We start from the raw sequence: 17,804 nt of genomic DNA, 5'->3' as shown, positions 1-17,804 counted from the left end.
GCCTTAGCCGCTCGCGCGGCCAAGTTCAATCAAGGCGCCAAGCGTGCTACGCATGGGTCTTCTCATTCCCTCCCTCCGTGGGCGGGTCAGCAAGGTGAGCCCCTGCCCGATGCTGTCCAGGCCGATGATTGGCTATGCCCACGTCACCAAGAGCTTCGGCTCGCTCAAGGCCGTGGACGATCTGTCGCTCGACATCGCCGAGGGCGAGTTTGTGGCGATCGTCGGCGGCTCGGGCTCCGGCAAGACCACGCTGCTCCGGCTCGCCAACCGGCTGATCGAGGCCGATGGCGGCACCATCACGATCGAAGGCGAGGACGCGCAAAGCATCGATCCGGTCGCGCTGCGGCGGCGGATCGGCTACGTGTTCCAGAGCGGCGGGCTGTTTCCGCATTTGAGCGTCGCCGACAATATCGGGATCACGCCGAAACTGCTGGGCGAGCCGGCGGCCGATATTGCAGCACGTGTCGACGAGCTGCTGGGTCTCGTGCAACTCGACCGCAACGCGCATCGCAGCCGTCTGCCGGAGGCGCTCTCCGGCGGCCAGCGCCAGCGCGTCGGCGTGGCGCGGGCACTGGCGGCGAGGCCCCGCATCGTGCTGATGGACGAGCCGTTTGGCGCGCTCGATCCCCTGACCCGCGATGCCCTCGGCGAGGATTATCGTTCGCTGCATCGCAAGCTCGGCCTGACCACCGTGATGATCACCCATGACATGACGGAGGCGATCCTGCTCGCCGACCGCATCGCGGTGATGCACAGCGGACAGCTGCTCGCGCAGGGCACCCCCGCCGCGCTCTCGAAGAGCAGCGACGCTTACGTGCTGGAGCTGCTGCGTACGCCGCGGCGCCAGGTCGAGCGGCTGAACGCGCTGCTGCCACAAAGCGGTGCGGCATGAGCTTCCTCGCCGATCCACGCTGGGGCGAGGCGCTGGCGCATCTGCCCGATTATCTCGGCAATCATGTGCGGGTGAGTCTTGCCGCGCTCGCGCTCGGCCTTGCCGTCAGCCTGCCGCTGGCGATGCTGACGCGCAACCGCCCGGCGCCGCGAGCCATCCTGCTCGCAATCGCCAGCATCGTGCAGACGGTGCCAGGCCTGGCGCTGCTCGCGCTGTTCTATCCGCTGCTGCTGCTGGCCGCCTCGGTGACGTTGGCCTGGTTCGGCGTGTCCTTCTCGGCGTTCGGCTTCCTGCCGGCGATGCTGGCGCTGGCGCTCTATTCGATGCTGCCGGTGTTGCGCAACGGCATCACCGGGCTCAATGGTATCGATCCCGCGCTGATCGAGGCCGCCAAGGGCGTCGGCATGACCGCGCGGCAGTCGCTGGTCATGGTCGAGCTGCCGCTGGCGCTGCCGGTGATGATGGCGGGCATCCGCACCGCCGCGGTGTGGGTGATCGGCACCGCGACGCTGTCGACGCCGATCGGCCAGACCAGCCTCGGCAATTACATCTTCGCCGGGCTTCAAACCCAGAACTGGGTGTTCGTGCTGTTCGGCTGCTTTGCCTCGGCCCTGCTCGCGCTCGCCGTCGACCAACTGCTCGGCCTGATCGAGAGCGGTCTGCGCCGCCGCGGCCGCGCCCGAACCGCGCTCGGCGCGGCCGGAATCGCAGCGCTGGTCGCCGCAACACTGGTGCCGACGATGGGGCGCTCGTCGCAGGGCTACGTCGTCGGCGCCAAGACATTCGCCGAGCAATATGTGCTGTCGGCCCTGCTCAGGGACCGCCTCCAGGCCGCCGGTCAGTCCGCGACGGCGCGCTCGGGCCTCGGCTCCAGCGTGATCTTTGGGGCGTTGAAGGCCGGCGACATCGATCTCTATGTGGATTATTCCGGCACGCTCTGGGCCAACCAGCTGCATCGCACCGAGATCAAGCCGCGCGCAGAGCTGTTGACGGATTTGAAGACAAGCCTGGCAAAGGACAACATTACCCTGCTCGGCGAGCTCGGCTTCGAGAATGCCTATGCGCTGGTGCTGCCGAAGAAGCGCGCCGAGGCGCTTCATATCCGCACCATCGCCGATCTCGCCGCACACGCATCGACGCTGTCGATTGCCGGCGACTACGAGTTCTTCTCGCGGCCGGAATGGGCGGCGCTGCAAAAGGCCTATGGCCTCTCATTCCGCGCCCAGCGCCAGATGCAGCCCGACTTCATGTATGCAGCGGTTGCGAGCGGCGAGGTCGACGTCATCGCCGGCTACACCAGCGACGGGTTGATCGCAAAGTACGATCTCGTCGCGCTCGACGACCCCAGGCACGCGATACCGCCCTACGACGCCATCCTGCTGCTGGCGCCGAAACGCGCCGGGGACGAACGGCTCCAGGCCGCACTCAAGCCACTGCTCGGCAAGATCGACATCGCCACCATGCGCGAAGCGAATCTACGCGCCAGCGGCAACGACGCGAATTCCTCGCCCGATGCGGTGGCGAAATGGCTATGGGAGAAGGTAGGCGGGCGGTAGGCCCGGATTTCGTAGGGTGGGCAAAGGCGCGAAAGCGTCGTGCCCACCGTCTCTCAACACGCACGACGGGATGGTGGGCACGCTTCGCTTTGCCCACCCTACGATATGACGCCGCTTGGTGAGCACCTCAGGGTGGACGGTCAAAGAGTATCGCTTGCGGCCATAGCAAGCCGGCTACAGCCCCCTGATCATCCCCGCATTGATCAGCAGGCGGTTCAGCCGCCGCGCTTCGGCGCCGTCCTTGCAGCTGTAGAAAACGCCCTTGCAGCGGAGCATGATCTCCTTCTGCTCGGCGAAGGACGGATCGAGCGGGATGCCGGCGGCCTCCTGGATCACCAGCGGCAGATAAGGACCGTCGATCGTGTCCATCACGGCCTCGCTTCTGACCGGCTCGAAATTGACGGCATCGATCGCATAATAGGTCGCGTAGAGACGCGGATCGTAGGCGTCCAGCTTCTTGCCGAGAGCGCCCTCGTCGAGCCCGGGCTCGAGGATACCCGGTGCAAACTCAGGCTGATGATCGCCATAGCGCACGATCAGGAAGGGCTCGCCCGGGAACGTCTTCTTCAGGCCCGCGACGAACGCCTTGTATTGCTCGGCGCTGATCGCCTGCCTGCGCAGATATTCGTCGATGGAAGCCACATTGCCCGGCGCGCGCCAGTTCGGCAGCAGGTCGGGACGGAAGCGCGTCTCCCAGGGGAAATGATTGGCACCGAGATAGATGAAGGTGAACAGCGGCTTGTTGGGCGGCTGCTGACCCATCAGCTGGAGCGCCTTGTCGTAGAAGAAGCCGTCGGGCTCGACGTCCTTGGCACCGAGGTCCTTGGCGTCGAGGAAGCGTTCGATGCCGGTCGTTATCTGGAAGCTGCGCGCGGCCATGAAGCCGCCATGGGCGGGATAGAGCGACATCGTGTCGTAGCCGCAACGGCGCAGCGCCAGCGGCAGGCCGCGCTCGACGCGGTTCGAGGCGATGCGCGTCACGAAATAGGCAAAGCGGCCGAACGAGCGCGAGGAGAGGCCTGCGAGCACGTTGTATTCGGTGAACCAGCTCGGCCCGCCATTGCTCTCGGCCAGGAACGTGCGCTGCCTGCCGTCCCAGGATTTGAAGTGGCTGCCATAGCCCTGCGGCACCTTGATGCCCTGGGCGGCGCGGATGTCGAAGCTCGATTCATCATGGATCATGATGATGTTCGGCCGGCGGCCGGCCGGATGGCAGGAATCGACCAGCGGCATGTTGAGCCGCTCGTTGGTCGCGGCGGCCGATTCCATGAAGCCGTATTGCACGAAATCGGAGACCGAGCTGACGCCGGAGCGGAAGAATTTAGACAGATAGCCGTCGTCGTAATAGCCGCGCCAGGCTTCGTCCGGATGATAGAGCGAATAGCCGACCAGCGCGGCAAGGCAGGCCAGCTTGCAGGCGAGCGCCGGCAGACGGCGGATACGGAACGGATCGAGCCACCACAGCGCATACATCAGCGGCAGCGTGACGAAGCCGGCCAGGATTACCGACCAGCGCAAATTCGGGAAGATCGTGAACAGGAACGCGACCGTGTCGCGGTCGATCATCATCAGGTCGATGAAGTTGACCGTCATCTGGACGACGTCGTGCTTGAGCCGTGACAGCAGCACCAGCACCACGACCATGGTCAGCGACAGCGCGCCGGAGAGCGCCGGCCGGCGCAGCAGCGTGATCCAGAAAAAATTGAGGATGCCCCAGGCCAGCGCGAAGGAGAGGCGCGAGCCGAAATCGGTCTCGGTCTGGTACATCAGCGCGAGCGCGGCCAGATGCGGCGCGGCAACCGCGAGCAGCCGCCAGATGCCGAGCGCGGCGACGCTGGCGAGGACGGCGGTGGCGGCAGAAGGACCTGGATTGGGCGCGGACGCCATCGACGACACGCAACAGCTGGTCCGGCGCAATGATACCTAGCCGTCTGGCCGGCCCAAGGCGGGATAAGGGCGGCTAGGGCGTCCGGCGCAGCCGGAAAGCCTGCACCGTGTCATAAAACTGTAACTGAACGGTCAAGGACAGGCAACGCGCCGTGATCCGACCTTCGCTTAATGTTTCGCGGGCGGCGATGGGCCGCAGGCCGGACAGGCTGGACGGCCAACCTCGGGTCTTGGGCCGCCACCTGCTCTTCCGGTGCAAGCTGCAGCGCATCAGCACACGGCGGAGGTCGCCCGGGGCATGGTCAGGCTTCGACCGCGGGCCGGAGGCCGCGCGGCTTGCGGCCGGGGCGAACTGAGCGTCAGTCACCCCTGCGGCAGCAGCCCGAGCCGCTTGGCGATGATGCGATCGACCGTCCGTTTCGGCAGTACGGCGCCGATCAGATGGCGCAGCGGGTCGGGCGTGATCTGGTAGCGCACCTTGGGGCTTACCGCTATCAGCGCCTCGAACACGATCTCGGCGATCCGCTCGGCCGGCAGGCCCTTCGCGCCGAGGTCCATCATGAAGGCCATGACCTTGCTCAACGCCGGCAGATAGGGCGAGTTCTGGTAAACGGACAGATCTGTCTGTTCGGCCTTGCTCCAGATCGGCGTCTTCACCGCGCCGGGGGCGACGATGATGACGTCGATGCCGAACAGCATCAATTCGCGGCGCAGGCTTTCCGACAGTCCCTCCACGGCGTGCTTGGAGGCGCAGTAGGGCGCCGACAGCGGATTGCCGTTCTTGCCCGCGACCGAGCTGATCATCACGATCCGCCCCTTCGGCCCCTTCAGCGACGGGTCGGCCCCGAGCAGCGGCCCGAACGCCTGCGTCGCGATCACGGGGCCGATGACGTTGATGTCCATCTGGCGGCGGAAATCATCCGCCGACAATTCGAGCACGGGACCCGCGACCGCGATGCCGGCATTGTTGACGAGGCCGGCCAGCGTCTCGCCGTCCAGCGCCTCGCGGACTGTTCGCGCGGCAGCAAGGACCGCAGCCTCGTCGGTGACGTCGAACAGCAGCGGCGTGAAATTGGCGCCGAGCTCGGCCTTGAGCCTGTCGGCATCGGCCTGCTTGCGGACGCTGCCGAACACGCGAAAGCCGCGCTCAATCAGGAATTTTGCTGTGGCCCAGCCGATGCCGGTGGACGCACCGGTGACGACGACAGATCGCATGATCTTCTCCCCTAAAGTTCACGCGATCATGCCTTGGATTCTTACCCATGTCCCGGACAAGCGCCGAGCCGGGACCCAGGAGCCGCATTGGGCCCCGGATCAGCAGCGCAACACCAAGTGCTGCGCTGCGTCCGGGGCACAACGGCTTAGTTCTTCGACTTGTCGACCAGCGCGCCCTTCTTGATCCAGGGCATCATGTCGCGCAGCTTGGCGCCGACCTCCTCGATCGGGTGCTGGGCGAGCTTGGCGCGGGTCGCCTTGAACGAGGTCTGGTTGACCTTGTTCTCGAGCATCCAGTCGCGGGCGAACTTGCCGCCCTGGATGTCGGCGAGAACGCGCTTCATCTCGGCCTTGGTCTCGGCGGTGACGATGCGCGGGCCGGTGACGTACTCGCCATACTCCGCAGTGTTGGAGATCGAGTAGTTCATGTTGGCGATGCCGCCTTCATAGATCAGGTCGACGATCAGCTTCACTTCGTGCAGACACTCGAAATAGGCCATCTCCGGCGCGTAGCCGGCTTCGACCAGGGTCTCGTAGCCGCCCTTGATCAGCTCGACCAGGCCGCCGCAGAGCACGACCTGCTCGCCGAAAAGATCGGTCTCGCACTCTTCCTTGAAGGTGGTCTCGATGATGCCGGCGCGGCCACCGCCGACAGCCGAAGCATAGGACAGGCCGAGGTCATGGGCGTTGCCCGAGACGTCCTTGGCGATCGCGATCAGGCAGGGCACGCCGCCGCCGCGCTGATACTCCGAGCGCACGGTGTGGCCGGGGCCCTTCGGCGCGATCATGAGCACGTCGAGATCGGCGCGCGGGTCGAGCAGGTTGAAGTGGACGTTGAGGCCGTGCGCGAACACCAGGGCGGCGCCCTTCTTCATGTTGTCGTGCAGGTGCTCGCGGTAGATGTCGCCCTGGAGCTCGTCCGGGGTCAGCATCATGACGAGGTCGGCCCATTTGGCGGCTTCGGCGACTTCCATCACCTTGAAGCCGGCGGCTTCCGCCTTCTTGACCGAGCCCGAGTCCTTGCGCAGCGCAATGGCGACGTCCTTGACGCCGGAATCCTTCAGGTTGAGCGCATGGGCGTGGCCCTGGCTGCCATAGCCGACGATGGCGACCTTCTTGCCCTTGATCAGGTTCAGGTCGGCGTCGCGATCGTAATAAACACGCATGGGTCGTTTCCTCGTTCAGGTGGCCAGAATCGGCCGTTGGTCAGGTCTTGGCAGTGAAATTTGCGGATTTCGGGGGCTGTCTAGAGCATTTTCAGCCCCCTGGGAAACCCGTTTCTGCATGGAAAACTGCGGCATCATGCATCCATGAAGACGGGGTAGAGGGAGACCAGCAGCAGGATCGCCATCAGGATATTGAAGGCGCGGACCAGCCGCTCGGAGGTCAGGACCGGCCGCAACGCGGTACCGAACAGCGCCCAGACCACGCACGACACTGACCCCACCAGCAGGCTGATCAGGGTCTGGATCGCGATGTTGAGCGGGAATTGGGCGATGGCCGCAAAGGCGGTCATGGTGCCGATCACGATCACCCAGCCCTTGGCATTGATCCACTGGAACATGGCTGCGCCCCAGAAGGTCATCGGACGGCGACCATCACCTTCACCCGGCTTGGTCGGGCCGGACATGGCAATCACGGCAGCAAGATAAACGAGATAGGCCGCGCCGGCATATTTCAGGAGAGTCTGGAGGATCGGGTAGGCCAGGAACACCGAGCCGAGCCCGAGGCCGACGGCGGCGATCATGAAGGCGAAGCCGATGACGACGCCGACAATGTGGGGGATGGTGCGGCGGAAGCCGTAGGTCAGGCCCGAGGACAGCAGCATGATGTTGTTCGGCCCGGGCGTGAAATACATCACGACCATGAAGATCAGGAAGGCGTAGAACAGCGACTGGGACATGCTCACCTCACGCCGTCTTCGGCAACGGTTCTTCGGGTAACGCCTTGGGCCGCTTCGCCAGCACCATCACCGCGATACCGCCGATCACGGTCAGCATGCCGGCAAGCCGCAAGGGTCCGAACCGCTCGCCGAACACGATGCTGGAGGCGGCCGAGCCGACGAACGGGACCAGCAGCGCGAACGGCACCACTTGCGCGGCGGGATAGTCGCGCAGCAGCCGGCCCCAGAGCCAATAGGCGATGCTGGTCGAGATGGCGCCGATCACCAGCAGGCAGATCAAGCCGGTCAGCGACATGTGGATCAGCGACTCGAAGGTCGGCATTGGCCCGTTGACGACCAGTGCAAGCGCGAACAGCGGCAACGCGGCGGTGAGGCAGAGCCAGGCAAACAAATCGAACATCGGCGCGCCGCGGGCGCCGCGCAGCAGGAGATTGCCGACGGCAAAGCAGATCGGAGCGATCATCAGCACCGCAAATGCAGCGACACTGAAATCATAACCGACCGTGCCGCAGATCATGAGCAGGCCGATCGCCGCGATGACGATGCCGAGCGTCTGGACCGGCGTCGGCCGTTCGCCGAAGGCGATCGCGGCAAATCCGATGGTGAACAGGGCCTGGCTCTGCACCACGACGCTGGTCAGTCCCACGGGCACGCCATGGGCGATACCATAGGCCTGGCTTAGGAATTGACCGAGGAACAACGTGAAGCTGATCGCGATCAAAAGCGACCATGCGACTTTCGGCTTGGGGATGAACAGGCACGGCAGCGCGGCGATGGAAAAGCGCATCGCGGTCATCAGTTCCGGCGAAAACTCGTCGAGCGCGATCCGGCTTGCCACGAAGGCAAGCCCCCAGATGATCGCCACCAGGATGGCGATGAGGATATCGGCCGGCTTCATTGTTGTTCTCGGTTCTGCCCTGTCGTGCAGCCCTGTTGTTGTCGTCTAGCCTTGCTCGCCGGCTCTTGGTTTGCGCAGCAGATACGTGCCGTGCATCGGTGCGTGGTAATCGGCCGAGACCAGCGTGAAACCGACATCGGTCAGCATCCGCTCCATCACCCAGCCGAAGGTGGAATATTCGTCGCGCATATGCATCACCACGCCCTCGCGCGAAAAATCGTGGTTCTTGATGTGGTAGTCGGCCCATTGCTCCACGTCGCGCTCGATCGCGTCGGGCATGGAGGCATAGACGATATCGCGCAAATAAAAGCTCGCGCCCGGCTTGAGCGCGCGAAAAATTCGCGACATCGCGACCGCCTTCCAGAAATCCGGCAAATGGTGCAGCGTGAATTCGCTGACGATCAGATCGTAGGATTCCGGCCGATAGGCGAAGCTGAGCAGGCCGGCGGACTGGGTGCGCACGGGCGCCTTGCGATCACGCGCGTAGATCTCGGCAAGCGCCAGCATCGCCGGCGAGATGTCGATGGCGTCGACCTCGGCACCCAGCAGCGCGGCTTCGGTCGCCAGCACGCCGTTGCCGCAGCCGATGTCGGCGATGCGCCAGCCGCGCTGGACTCCCAGCATTTTCAGCGCGGCGCGCGCCCGCAGATCGGCATCGTCGTGGGCGTCGTAGATCGAGGCCACCGCGGGCTCGATCCCCATCCGGTTCCGCTCGTTATAGTACCAGTCGCGCGCCAGCATGGTTCACATCCCTTCAGGCCCGCGGCCGATCGCGGCAACACCGGTGCGCGACACCTCGACGAGGCCGAGCGGGCGCATCAGGTCGATATATTGATTGATCTTGTCCGTATTGCCTGTGATCTCGAACACAAAGCTCTCGGTCGTTGCGTCGATCACCCGGGCGCGGAACGCATCCGCGAGCCTGAGCGCCTCGACCCGGTGCTCGCCCTGCCCGCGCACCTTCACCATCGCCAGCTCCCGCTCGATCGAGCGCCGGGTCTGGGTCATGTCGACGACCTGGTAGACCGGAATCATGCGGTCGAGCTGGTTCTTGATCTGCGCGATCACCATCGGCGTGCCCGTGGTGACGATGGTGATGCGCGACAGGTGCTTCTGGGCCTCGGTCTCCGAGACCGTAAGGCTTTCGATGTTGTAGCCGCGGCCCGAAAACAGGCCGATGACACGCGCGAGCACGCCCGGCTCGTTCTGCACGAGCACGGCAAGCGTGTGCGTCTCGTTCGGATCGTGACGCTCTTCGATGAAGTAGGCGGATGCGGGCTGGTTCATTGTCGTCCCCTCAAATGTCTCGCGTCACACCAGCGCCTTGCCGCCGGCGAAAGCCTTGGCGGTGGCCTCGTCGTTGGCTTGTTCCGGCAACAGCATCTCGTTGTGCGCCTTGCCGGACGGAATCATCGGGAAGCAGTTTTCCAGCGACGCGACGCGGCAGTCGAACAGCACCGGGCGCTTGACCGAGATCATCTCCTGGATGGCACCGTCGAGATCGCCGGGCTTGTGCACCTGGAAGCCGACGCCGCCATAGGCTTCCGCGAGCTTGACGAAGTCCGGCATCGCCTCCGAGTAGGAATGCGACAGCCGGTTGCCATGGAGCAGCTGCTGCCACTGCCGCACCATGCCCATGTACTGGTTGTTCAGGATGAAGATCTTGATCGGCAGCTCGTACTGAACCGCCGTCGACATCTCCTGCATCGTCATCTGCACCGACGCATCGCCCGCGATGTCGATGACCAGGCTGTCGGGATGGGCGACCTGCACGCCGACCGCGGCCGGCAGGCCGTAGCCCATGGTGCCGAGACCGCCCGACGTCATCCAGCGATGCGGCTCCTCGAAGCCGAAGAACTGCGCCGCCCACATCTGGTGCTGGCCCACTTCCGTCGTGATGTAGGTATCCTTGCCGCGCGTCGCCTCGAACAGGCTCTGGATCGCGTGCTGCGGCAGGATGATGTCGTTGCTCTTCTTGTAATAGAGCGAGTTGCGGGCGCGCCACTGCGCGATCTGCTGCCACCACGCCTTGATGTCGGGCTTCTTCGCCTCCGCCTTGAACACCTGGAGGATGTCGCCGAGGATGTTGCCGCAATCGCCGATGATCGGCACGTCGACGCGGATGTTCTTGTTGATCGAGGACGGGTCGATGTCGATGTGGATCTTCTTCGAGCCCGGCGAGAACGCGTCGACGCGGCCGGTGATGCGGTCGTCGAAACGCGCGCCGACGCACAGCATGACGTCGCAATCATGCATCGTCATGTTGGCTTCGTAGGTGCCGTGCATGCCGAGCATGCCGAGCCAGTTCTTGCCCGACGCAGGGTATGCGCCGAGACCCATCAGCGTCGAGGTGATCGGAAAGCCGGTGACCTCGACCAGCTCGCGCAGCAGCCTGGTCGCCTCGGGGCCGGAATTGATGACGCCGCCGCCGCTGTAGATCACGGGGCGCTTGGCATGGGCGAGCAGCGCCACGGCCTTGCGGATCTGGGTCGCATCGCCCTTGACGCGCGGCGCGTAGGAGCGGTGCACGTCGGACTTGCGCGGCGGATGATAGGTGCCAATCGCGAACTGCACGTCCTTGGGAACGTCGACCAAGACGGGGCCGGGACGGCCCGTGGTCGCAACGTAGAACGCCTCGTGCAGCACTTTTGCGAGATCGTTGACGTCGCGCACCAGCCAATTGTGCTTGGTGCAGGGACGCGTGATGCCGACGGTGTCGCATTCCTGGAACGCGTCGTTGCCGATCAGATGCGTCGGCACCTGGCCGGAGATGCAGACCAGCGGGATCGAGTCCATCAGCGCGTCGGTGAGCGGCGTCACCATGTTGGTGGCGCCGGGGCCGGAGGTCACCAGCGCAACGCCCGGCTTGCCGGTCGAGCGCGCATAACCTTCGGCGGCATGGCCCGCGCCCTGCTCGTGGCGGACCAGGATGTGCTGGACCTCGCTCTGCTGGAAGATCTCGTCGTAGATCGGAAGCACCGCGCCGCCGGGATAGCCGAAAATGTCGGTCACGCCGTGATCGATGAGCGCGCGGACGATCATCGCGGCGCCGGTCATCTGGTTCGGATCGTGGCTCTTGTCGCTCATTGGCTTGCTCCGGATGCGCTGTTGTCAGCGGCTTCGTTCGTGTCGGGTTCGGGAAATAAAAAAGGCCCCGAAGAGGGCCCATGCACACCGCCTGTCATGTGGATGGCAGCTAGCCACCCCCGGCGGTGTGCCTGGGTACGACGGCGATAAGGAGTTTGGTAATAATGTTACGCATGGCAGGTGCCCGGCTTCCCAAAGGTTGCGCGAAACATAGCGGCCAAAGCCTGGATGTCAAGGCGATGCGGCCGTTCCCGCGCGATTTTGCAAGTGTAGCGGTGTTCCCCGGGTTCGGCGAGAGGTAAATTCGGGAACCCGGACAGAAAAGCGCCTCAGGCGGGGTCCCGGGCCGCGTTCACGATGGCGACGAGCCATCCCCTCGCCTCCCCGGGCTTCACCCATTCGAACTCAGGCAATTGGTGCCGGAACCAGGTGAATTGCCGCTTGGCATAGTGGCGGGTGTCGGCGCGGCCGATTCCTGCGGCGTCCTCCAGGCTGAGCTCGCCGCGCAGATGCCGCATCAGGGCCGGCACGCCATGAGCCTTCATCGCCGGCAGCAGCGGATCGAGATGCCTGGCGGCGAGCCGCTCGACCTCCCTCAGCGCGCCGGCGCCCAGCATGGCGTCGAAGCGGGCATCGATGCGGGCATAAAGCTCGTCCCGTTCGGGCGCGAGAAACACCGCGCGAAAACTGTCCTTCGGCAGCAGCGGCGGCTGGCCCTCCCGGTGCCAGTCGAGCAGCGAACGGCCGGTCGCCTCGACCACCTCGAGCGCGCGCGCGATCCGGGTGCGGTCACGCAGGTTCAATCGCCCGGCCGCACTGGGATCACGACGCGCCAGTTCCGCATGCAGCGCCTCCGCACCGTTGCGTTCCAGCCGCGCGCGCACGTCCTCGCGTATCTCGGCAGGAATTGGCGGCACCACGGAGAGCCCCGCCGTCAGCGTCTTGAAATAAAGCCCGGTGCCGCCGATGAAGATCGGCAGACGGCCTTCCGCTTTCGCCTCGTCGAGCGCCTGGGCGGCATCACTCACCCAGGCGCCGGCCGAAAAATTCACGGCTGCATCGACATGACCGTACAGGCGATGCGGCGCGCGCGCTTCCTCGCTTTGTGTGGGGCGCGCCGTGATGATCCGCAGGTCACGATAGACCTGCATGGAATCGGCGTTGATGACGACCCCGCCCGTGCTGAGGGCAAGCTCCAGCGCCAGCGCCGACTTGCCGCTGGCGGTCGGGCCTGCGATAAGCACGGCCTTGCCAACATGGCTTCTGCTGACTTGCCCCTCGCTCACGAAAACCTCAAATGTCCCTCGTCGCCACGCTGATCTGCAACCCCGACAATCCCGCGCTCGACTCAACCATCGTCGATGGCGCCCGCGCCGTGCTGCCCCAGGCGGCGCCCGCGCACTGGCTGTTCGACGGGGTTGCGGTCGACATTCCCTTCGGCGCCGACAGTAACCTCGAAGGCGACCGTCACGCCATCGAGGAGCGGCTCCGTGAGCTTCGCGGCGACCTGCCCGTCGACATCGTCGTGCAGCCAGTCGGCGCCCGGCGCAAGAAGCTTTTTCTCGCCGACATGGATTCCACCATGATCGGCCAGGAATGCATCGACGAGCTCGCCGATCTCGTCGGGATGAAGGCCCACGTCGCCGCCATCACCGAACGCGCCATGCGCGGCGAGATCGAGTTCGAGCCGGCGCTGCGCGAGCGCGTGGCGCTGCTGAAGGACCTGCCCGCCGGCGTGGTCGACGAGGTGCTGGCCAAGCGCATCACGCTGACCCCGGGCGGCCGTGAGCTGGTCGCGACCATGCGCGCGCACGGCGCCTATACCTGCCTCGTCTCCGGCGGCTTCACGCTGTTCACGACCGCAGTCGCCGCCAAGATCGGCTTCCAGGAGAACCGCGCCAACGAGCTCGTCGTGCGCGACGGCAAGTTCACCGGCGAGGTGAAGGAGCCGATTCTGGGCCGCGCGGCAAAGCTCGCCACGCTGGTGGATCTGATGGAGTCGTTCGATCTCGACGACATCGACTCGGTCGTGGTCGGCGACGGCGCCAATGATCTCGCCATGATCCAGGCCGCGGGGCTCGGCGTCGCCTATCACGCCAAGCCGGCCGTGGCGGCTGCGGCTGCGGCCCGGATCGACCACGGCGATCTCACCGCGCTGCTGTATGCGCAGGGGTATCGGCGGGAGGAGTTCGTGGAGGGGTAGCCTCTCTCGCGGCGCGCTCGGCAGCCGTAGGGTGGGCAAAGGCGCCCTGGCGCCGTGCCCACCATTCTTGCTGCGGCGGTGGAAAGACGGTGGGCACGCTTTCGCTTTGCCCACCCTACGGCACCGGCCCCGCGACTACTGCACGCTCAGCGCAACGAACCGCAGCTCGCCGTCGGCGTTCGACACCAGCAGCAGCACCGACTTCTTGCCGTCCTTCTTGAGCTGGTCGACCCGCTTCTGGATGTCCGCGCCACTGGAGACGGCCTCCTGCGCCACCTCGACGATGACGTCGCCGGCGGAGAGGCGCTTCTCGGCGGCGTCGGAATTGGCGTCGACATTGGTGACGACCACGCCCTTGACGCTCTCCTTGATCTTGTAGCGAGTGCGCAGATCCTTGTTCAGCGCCGCAAGATCAAGGCCGAGCGCCTTCTGCGTCACCAGCTTCTCGGGCGCGGGCTCGTCGGTCTTCACCGCGGCCTGCACCTTCTCGGGATCCTGGAGACGGCCGAGCGTGACCTTCTTGGTTTCTTCCTTGCCCTTGCGGATGATGATGACGTCGACTTCCTTGCCGACCGCCGTATCGGCGACGACGCGGGACAGGTCCTTCGGATCCTTGACGTCCTTGCCGTCGAACTTGACGACGACGTCGCCCGGCTCGATGCCGGCCGGCTTGGCCGGGCCCTTGTCGTCGACGCCCGCAACCAGCGCGCCGCGCGCCGGCTTGATGTTGAGGCTTTCGGCGATCTCGTCGGTAACACTCTGGATCCGCACCCCTAACCAGCCGCGGCGCAGCTCGCCGAACTGACGGAGCTGGTCGACGACGCCCGCGACCGTCTTCGAGGGCACGGCGAAGCCGATGCCGATCGAGCCGCCGGAGGGCGAGATGATCAGCGTGTTGACGCCGATGACGTCGCCATCGAGGTTGAACAGCGGACCGCCGGAATTGCCCCGGTTGATGGATGCGTCGGTCTGGATGTAGCTGTCATAGGGACCCGAGGAGATGTCGCGGTTCTTGGCCGAGACGATGCCGGCCGTCACCGTGCCGCCCAGGCTGAACGGGTTGCCGATCGCGACCACCCAGTCGCCGAGACGCAGCTTGTCGCTATCGCCGAACTTCACCGCGACCAGCGGCTTGGTCGGCTTGAACTTCAGCACCGCAAGGTCGGTCTTCTTGTCGACACCGACCAGCTCGGCCTTGATCTTGGTACCGTCGTTGAGGATGACGTTGATCTCGTCGGCATCCGCGATGACGTGGTTGTTGGTGACGACGACGCCTGATGTGTCGATGATGAAGCCGCTTCCGAGCGAGTTGGTCTTGCGCGGCGGCGGGCCGCCGTCTCCGCGCTCGCCACCCTTGCTGCTGCCGCCCGGACCTTTGCGGTTCTTGAAGAAGTCGTCGAAGAACTCCTCGAAGGGCGAGCCGGGCGGCAATTGCGGCATGGCGTTGCTGCCGCCGCCCTTGGCTTCGACGGTCTGCGAGGTCGAGATGTTGACGACCGCGTCGATCACCTTCTCGGCGACGTCGGCGATGCCCTCCGGTCCGCGCGCATAGACCGGCGTGCCGAACGCGCTGAAAGCAGCGACGGCGAGCGCGGCCAGCCCAATTCGCACACCAAGTCGCGAGCGGGACGGGGCAATGGTGGCAGCGGTCATTGTGATCTCCAGAGAGAGGGATTCGGCGCCAGACTGCGCTTGACGGGAGGACGGCGCAAGCGCGGAGCTTAACGGGCCTCAGAACCCCGATAATACGGCGAAAACCGGTCTGTCGCCTTCACTTTGGCGTTGGCGCGACGCCTAAATGGGGCGCCGCATAACCCAGATCAGGACCAGGCCGACGACGGCCGAACCGATCCCGACCGCCCGCAGGATGTTGTCCGGCGTGGCGATGGCGCTCTTCATGGCCTTGCGCATCCAGTTAGGACTTGCCGCGAACATCAAGCCTTCCAGCACGAACAGGATGCCCAAGCCGATGAGGAAGTCGGCGAACGCAATGGACCTCATCGGATTGGAACCTCCCGTTATGCTGTTCTTGTCTGGACGAAGGGCGGCGAGATCCGCCGCCCTTTGTCTAGCTTACGGCTTCGCCGGCGTCTCGGTCGCCGTCTTGCCGGACGGGTTACTGAAGTACCGGAAGAAATCCGAGTCCGGCCGCAGCAGGAAGCGGGTGTCGTTCGACTTCAGCCCGTTCTCGTAGGCCGTCATCGACCGGTAGAAGGCGAAGAAGTCGGCATCCTTGCTGTAGGCTTCGGCGAACAGGCGGTTGCGCTCGGCATCGCCCGCACCCCGGGTCTGCTCGGCCTGCGAATTCGCTTCCGCGACGATGACGGTCGCCTCACGATCGGCCTTGGACTTGATCTCCTGGGCCTTCTGGCCGCCCTGTGCGCGGAACTCGGCCGCCTCGCGCTCGCGCTCCGTCTTCATACGTTGATAGACCGCCTGGCTGTTCTGCTCCGGCAGGTCGGCGCGGCGGATCCTGACGTCGACGACCTGGATGCCGTAGCCGTCGGCCTCGCGATCGAGCTGGTCGCGGATGCGCTGCATCAGCTTCTCGCGGTCGTCGCGCACCACGTTGATGAAGGTGACCTCGCCCAGCACGCGGCGCAGCGCCGCGTTCAGGAGCGTGGTGAGCTGGATGTTGGCAGCCTGGATCGAACCGACGCTCTGATAGAAGCGCAGCGCGTCCTTGATGCGGTAGCGCGCGAAGGCGTCGACCACGAGCCGCTTCTGATCGGAGGCGATCGCTTCCTGCGACGGGTTCTCCAGGTCGAGAATCCGCTTGTCGATGTTGATCACCGAATTCCACGGCGCCTTGAAGTGCAGGCCGGGTGCGGTGACGACGTCGACGGGCCGGCCGAACTGCAGCACGATGGTCTGCTCGGTCTGCTGCACCGTGAATAGCGACATGTAGCCGACGATCACGACGAGCAGGAGCCCAAGCAGAGTGACGATACCTGTGACCGGGGACCTCATCGGCTACCTCCGCTCGACTGCGGACCGGTGGTAGGTGGCCGCTTGGTCGTCAGTTCGCCGAGCGGCAGATAGGGCACGATGCCCTGGCCCGAGGGCCCGCCGTCATAGACGAGCTTGTCCGCGCCGCCGAGCACGCGCTCCATCGTCTCCAGATAGATCCGTTCACGCGTCACGTCGGGCGCCTTCTTGTATTCCTCGTACACCTTCAGGAAGCGCGCGCTCTGGCCCTTGGCCTCGGCAACCGCCTGCTCCTTGTAACCTTCGGCGGCTTGCATGATCTGCGCCGAGCGTCCGCGCGCCTGCGGCACCACCTGGTTGGCGTAGGTCTGTGCCTCGTTCTGCAACTGCTCGAGATTGGCGCGCGCCGCCTGGACGTCGCGGAAGGCGTCAATCACCTGCGCCGGCGGATCGACCTTCTGCATCTGCACCTGGCTGACCTGAATGCCGGCGCCGTAGCTGTCCAGAGTCTTCTGGATCAGCTCCTGCACGCCCTGCTCGGTGACGTTGCGCGCGCCGGTGAGGATCGGCTGGATCTGCGAGCGGCCGATCACCTCGCGCATCGCGCTCTCGGAGACCGCCTTCACGGTGCCTTCGGGATTCTGGATGTTGAAGAGGAAGTCGCCGACGCCATCCGGCTTGATGCGCCAGAGCACGGTGAAGTCGACGTCGACGATGTTCTCGTCGCCGGTCAGCATCAGGCTCTCTTCCGGCACATCACGAATGGAGCGGCCGCGCCGCGCCGGATCGTCGATCAGCGTCATGCCGATGGAGATGGTGTTGACGCGCAGCGCCTTGGGCAGCAGCACTGTCTCGATCGGATAGGGCAGATGATAGTTCAGGCCCGGCTGCACGGTGCGAACATGCTTGCCGAAGCGCAGCACGACGCCGAGCTCTTCGGACTGCACGCGGAAGAAGCCCGACAGCAGCCAGAACGCGACGATCAGCAGCACGATCAGCGTGATGCCGATGCCGGAGAAATAGCCGCCCGGCATGATCTGCTGGAGGCGGTCCTGGCCGCGCCGCAGAAGGTCTTCCAGATCCGGCGGCCTCGGCCCGACCGGTTGCGGGCCTGAGCCCCATGGTCCCTTCGGACCCGAGCCCCATGGGCCACCGCCCTGATTCTTCCACGGCATTCGACGCTCTCCTCGGCAGGGTGGAATTGCCCCCGCCCGCTTTGTCCGGTCCGGCTTTAT

General features: G+C 65.3%; 16 protein-coding genes. 3 read left to right on the top strand and 13 right to left on the bottom strand.

Features of this window, described 5'->3' with window-relative positions; genetic code table 11:
* Positions 1 to 109: 109 nt before the first annotated feature.
* Complete coding sequence (locus GDN70_RS11310) at positions 110 to 892, top strand: ABC transporter ATP-binding protein (protein WP_038971201.1); 783 nt, start codon at positions 110 to 112, stop codon at positions 890 to 892.
* Entirely contained in the window at positions 889 to 2,448 is a 1,560-nt protein-coding gene (locus tag GDN70_RS11305) for an ABC transporter permease/substrate-binding protein (RefSeq protein WP_038971202.1), read from the top strand. The genes GDN70_RS11310 and GDN70_RS11305 overlap by 4 nt, the downstream gene beginning before the upstream one ends.
* A gap of 174 nt (positions 2,449 to 2,622) precedes the next feature.
* On the opposite strand, the gene GDN70_RS11300 is transcribed toward GDN70_RS11305, so the two are convergent.
* The 9 genes from GDN70_RS11300 to miaA all read right to left on the bottom strand — a co-directional run bounded on the left by GDN70_RS11300 (position 2,623) and on the right by miaA (position 12,724).
* Positions 2,623 to 4,335, bottom strand: coding sequence for a sulfatase-like hydrolase/transferase (locus tag GDN70_RS11300; protein ID WP_028145441.1), 1,713 nt, complete (start codon positions 4,333 to 4,335; stop codon positions 2,623 to 2,625).
* 363 nt (positions 4,336 to 4,698) lie between these two features.
* Positions 4,699 to 5,550, bottom strand: coding sequence for an SDR family oxidoreductase (locus tag GDN70_RS11295; protein ID WP_038971204.1), 852 nt, complete (start codon positions 5,548 to 5,550; stop codon positions 4,699 to 4,701).
* A gap of 146 nt (positions 5,551 to 5,696) precedes the next feature.
* Positions 5,697 to 6,716: a ketol-acid reductoisomerase gene (gene ilvC, locus GDN70_RS11290; RefSeq protein ID WP_028145443.1), complete on the bottom strand. Its 1,020-nt coding sequence runs from the start codon at positions 6,714 to 6,716 to the stop codon at positions 5,697 to 5,699.
* 134 nt (positions 6,717 to 6,850) lie between these two features.
* Positions 6,851 to 7,453: a LysE family translocator gene (locus GDN70_RS11285; protein ID WP_028145444.1), complete on the bottom strand. Its 603-nt coding sequence runs from the start codon at positions 7,451 to 7,453 to the stop codon at positions 6,851 to 6,853.
* A 7-nt stretch (positions 7,454 to 7,460) separates the two neighbouring features.
* Positions 7,461 to 8,351, bottom strand: coding sequence for an EamA family transporter (locus tag GDN70_RS11280; RefSeq protein ID WP_028145445.1), 891 nt, complete (start codon positions 8,349 to 8,351; stop codon positions 7,461 to 7,463).
* Positions 8,352 to 8,396: 45 nt separating this feature from the next.
* Positions 8,397 to 9,092 (bottom strand): class I SAM-dependent methyltransferase, encoded by a 696-nt coding sequence (locus tag GDN70_RS11275; RefSeq protein WP_028145446.1) that lies wholly within the window; start codon positions 9,090 to 9,092, stop codon positions 8,397 to 8,399.
* A 3-nt stretch (positions 9,093 to 9,095) separates the two neighbouring features.
* Positions 9,096 to 9,638 (bottom strand): acetolactate synthase small subunit, encoded by a 543-nt coding sequence (ilvN, locus tag GDN70_RS11270; protein ID WP_028145447.1) that lies wholly within the window; start codon positions 9,636 to 9,638, stop codon positions 9,096 to 9,098.
* 24 nt (positions 9,639 to 9,662) lie between these two features.
* On the bottom strand, positions 9,663 to 11,438 hold the full coding sequence (locus GDN70_RS11265; RefSeq protein ID WP_028145448.1) for an acetolactate synthase 3 large subunit: 1,776 nt from the start codon (positions 11,436 to 11,438) through the stop codon (positions 9,663 to 9,665).
* A gap of 329 nt (positions 11,439 to 11,767) precedes the next feature.
* A complete protein-coding gene (gene miaA, locus GDN70_RS11260) occupies positions 11,768 to 12,724 on the bottom strand; it encodes a tRNA (adenosine(37)-N6)-dimethylallyltransferase MiaA (protein ID WP_152102522.1) in 957 nt (318 codons plus the stop codon).
* Between the two features lie 11 nt (positions 12,725 to 12,735).
* On the opposite strand from miaA, the gene serB reads away from it, so the two are divergent.
* On the top strand, positions 12,736 to 13,641 hold the full coding sequence (serB, locus tag GDN70_RS11255; protein WP_152102521.1) for a phosphoserine phosphatase SerB: 906 nt from the start codon (positions 12,736 to 12,738) through the stop codon (positions 13,639 to 13,641).
* A gap of 135 nt (positions 13,642 to 13,776) precedes the next feature.
* Here serB and GDN70_RS11250 read toward each other — a convergent pair whose 3' ends face one another.
* From GDN70_RS11250 to hflK, 4 genes are all read right to left on the bottom strand, one after another.
* Positions 13,777 to 15,294 carry a Do family serine endopeptidase gene (locus GDN70_RS11250; RefSeq protein WP_028145451.1) on the bottom strand — a complete coding sequence of 506 codons (1,518 nt, stop codon included), beginning with the start codon at positions 15,292 to 15,294 and terminating at the stop codon, positions 13,777 to 13,779.
* A gap of 141 nt (positions 15,295 to 15,435) precedes the next feature.
* The gene (locus GDN70_RS11245; protein WP_028145452.1) at positions 15,436 to 15,642 is read right to left on the bottom strand and encodes a DUF2065 domain-containing protein; all 207 of its coding nucleotides are present in this window, start codon (positions 15,640 to 15,642) and stop codon (positions 15,436 to 15,438) included.
* A 72-nt stretch (positions 15,643 to 15,714) separates the two neighbouring features.
* Positions 15,715 to 16,611 carry a protease modulator HflC gene (hflC, locus tag GDN70_RS11240; RefSeq protein WP_028145453.1) on the bottom strand — a complete coding sequence of 299 codons (897 nt, stop codon included), beginning with the start codon at positions 16,609 to 16,611 and terminating at the stop codon, positions 15,715 to 15,717.
* Positions 16,608 to 17,744: an FtsH protease activity modulator HflK gene (gene hflK / locus GDN70_RS11235; RefSeq protein ID WP_028145454.1), complete on the bottom strand. Its 1,137-nt coding sequence runs from the start codon at positions 17,742 to 17,744 to the stop codon at positions 16,608 to 16,610. Before hflK ends, hflC begins: the two co-directional genes overlap by 4 nt.
* Positions 17,745 to 17,804 lie beyond the last annotated feature (60 nt).

This window comes from Bradyrhizobium sp. TM102, from assembly GCF_009176685.1.
Taxonomy (GTDB): domain Bacteria; phylum Pseudomonadota; class Alphaproteobacteria; order Rhizobiales; family Xanthobacteraceae; genus Bradyrhizobium; species Bradyrhizobium ottawaense.
The sequence above is the reverse complement of the archived record's forward strand: the minus strand, read 5'-3'. Positions and strand labels throughout refer to the sequence as shown.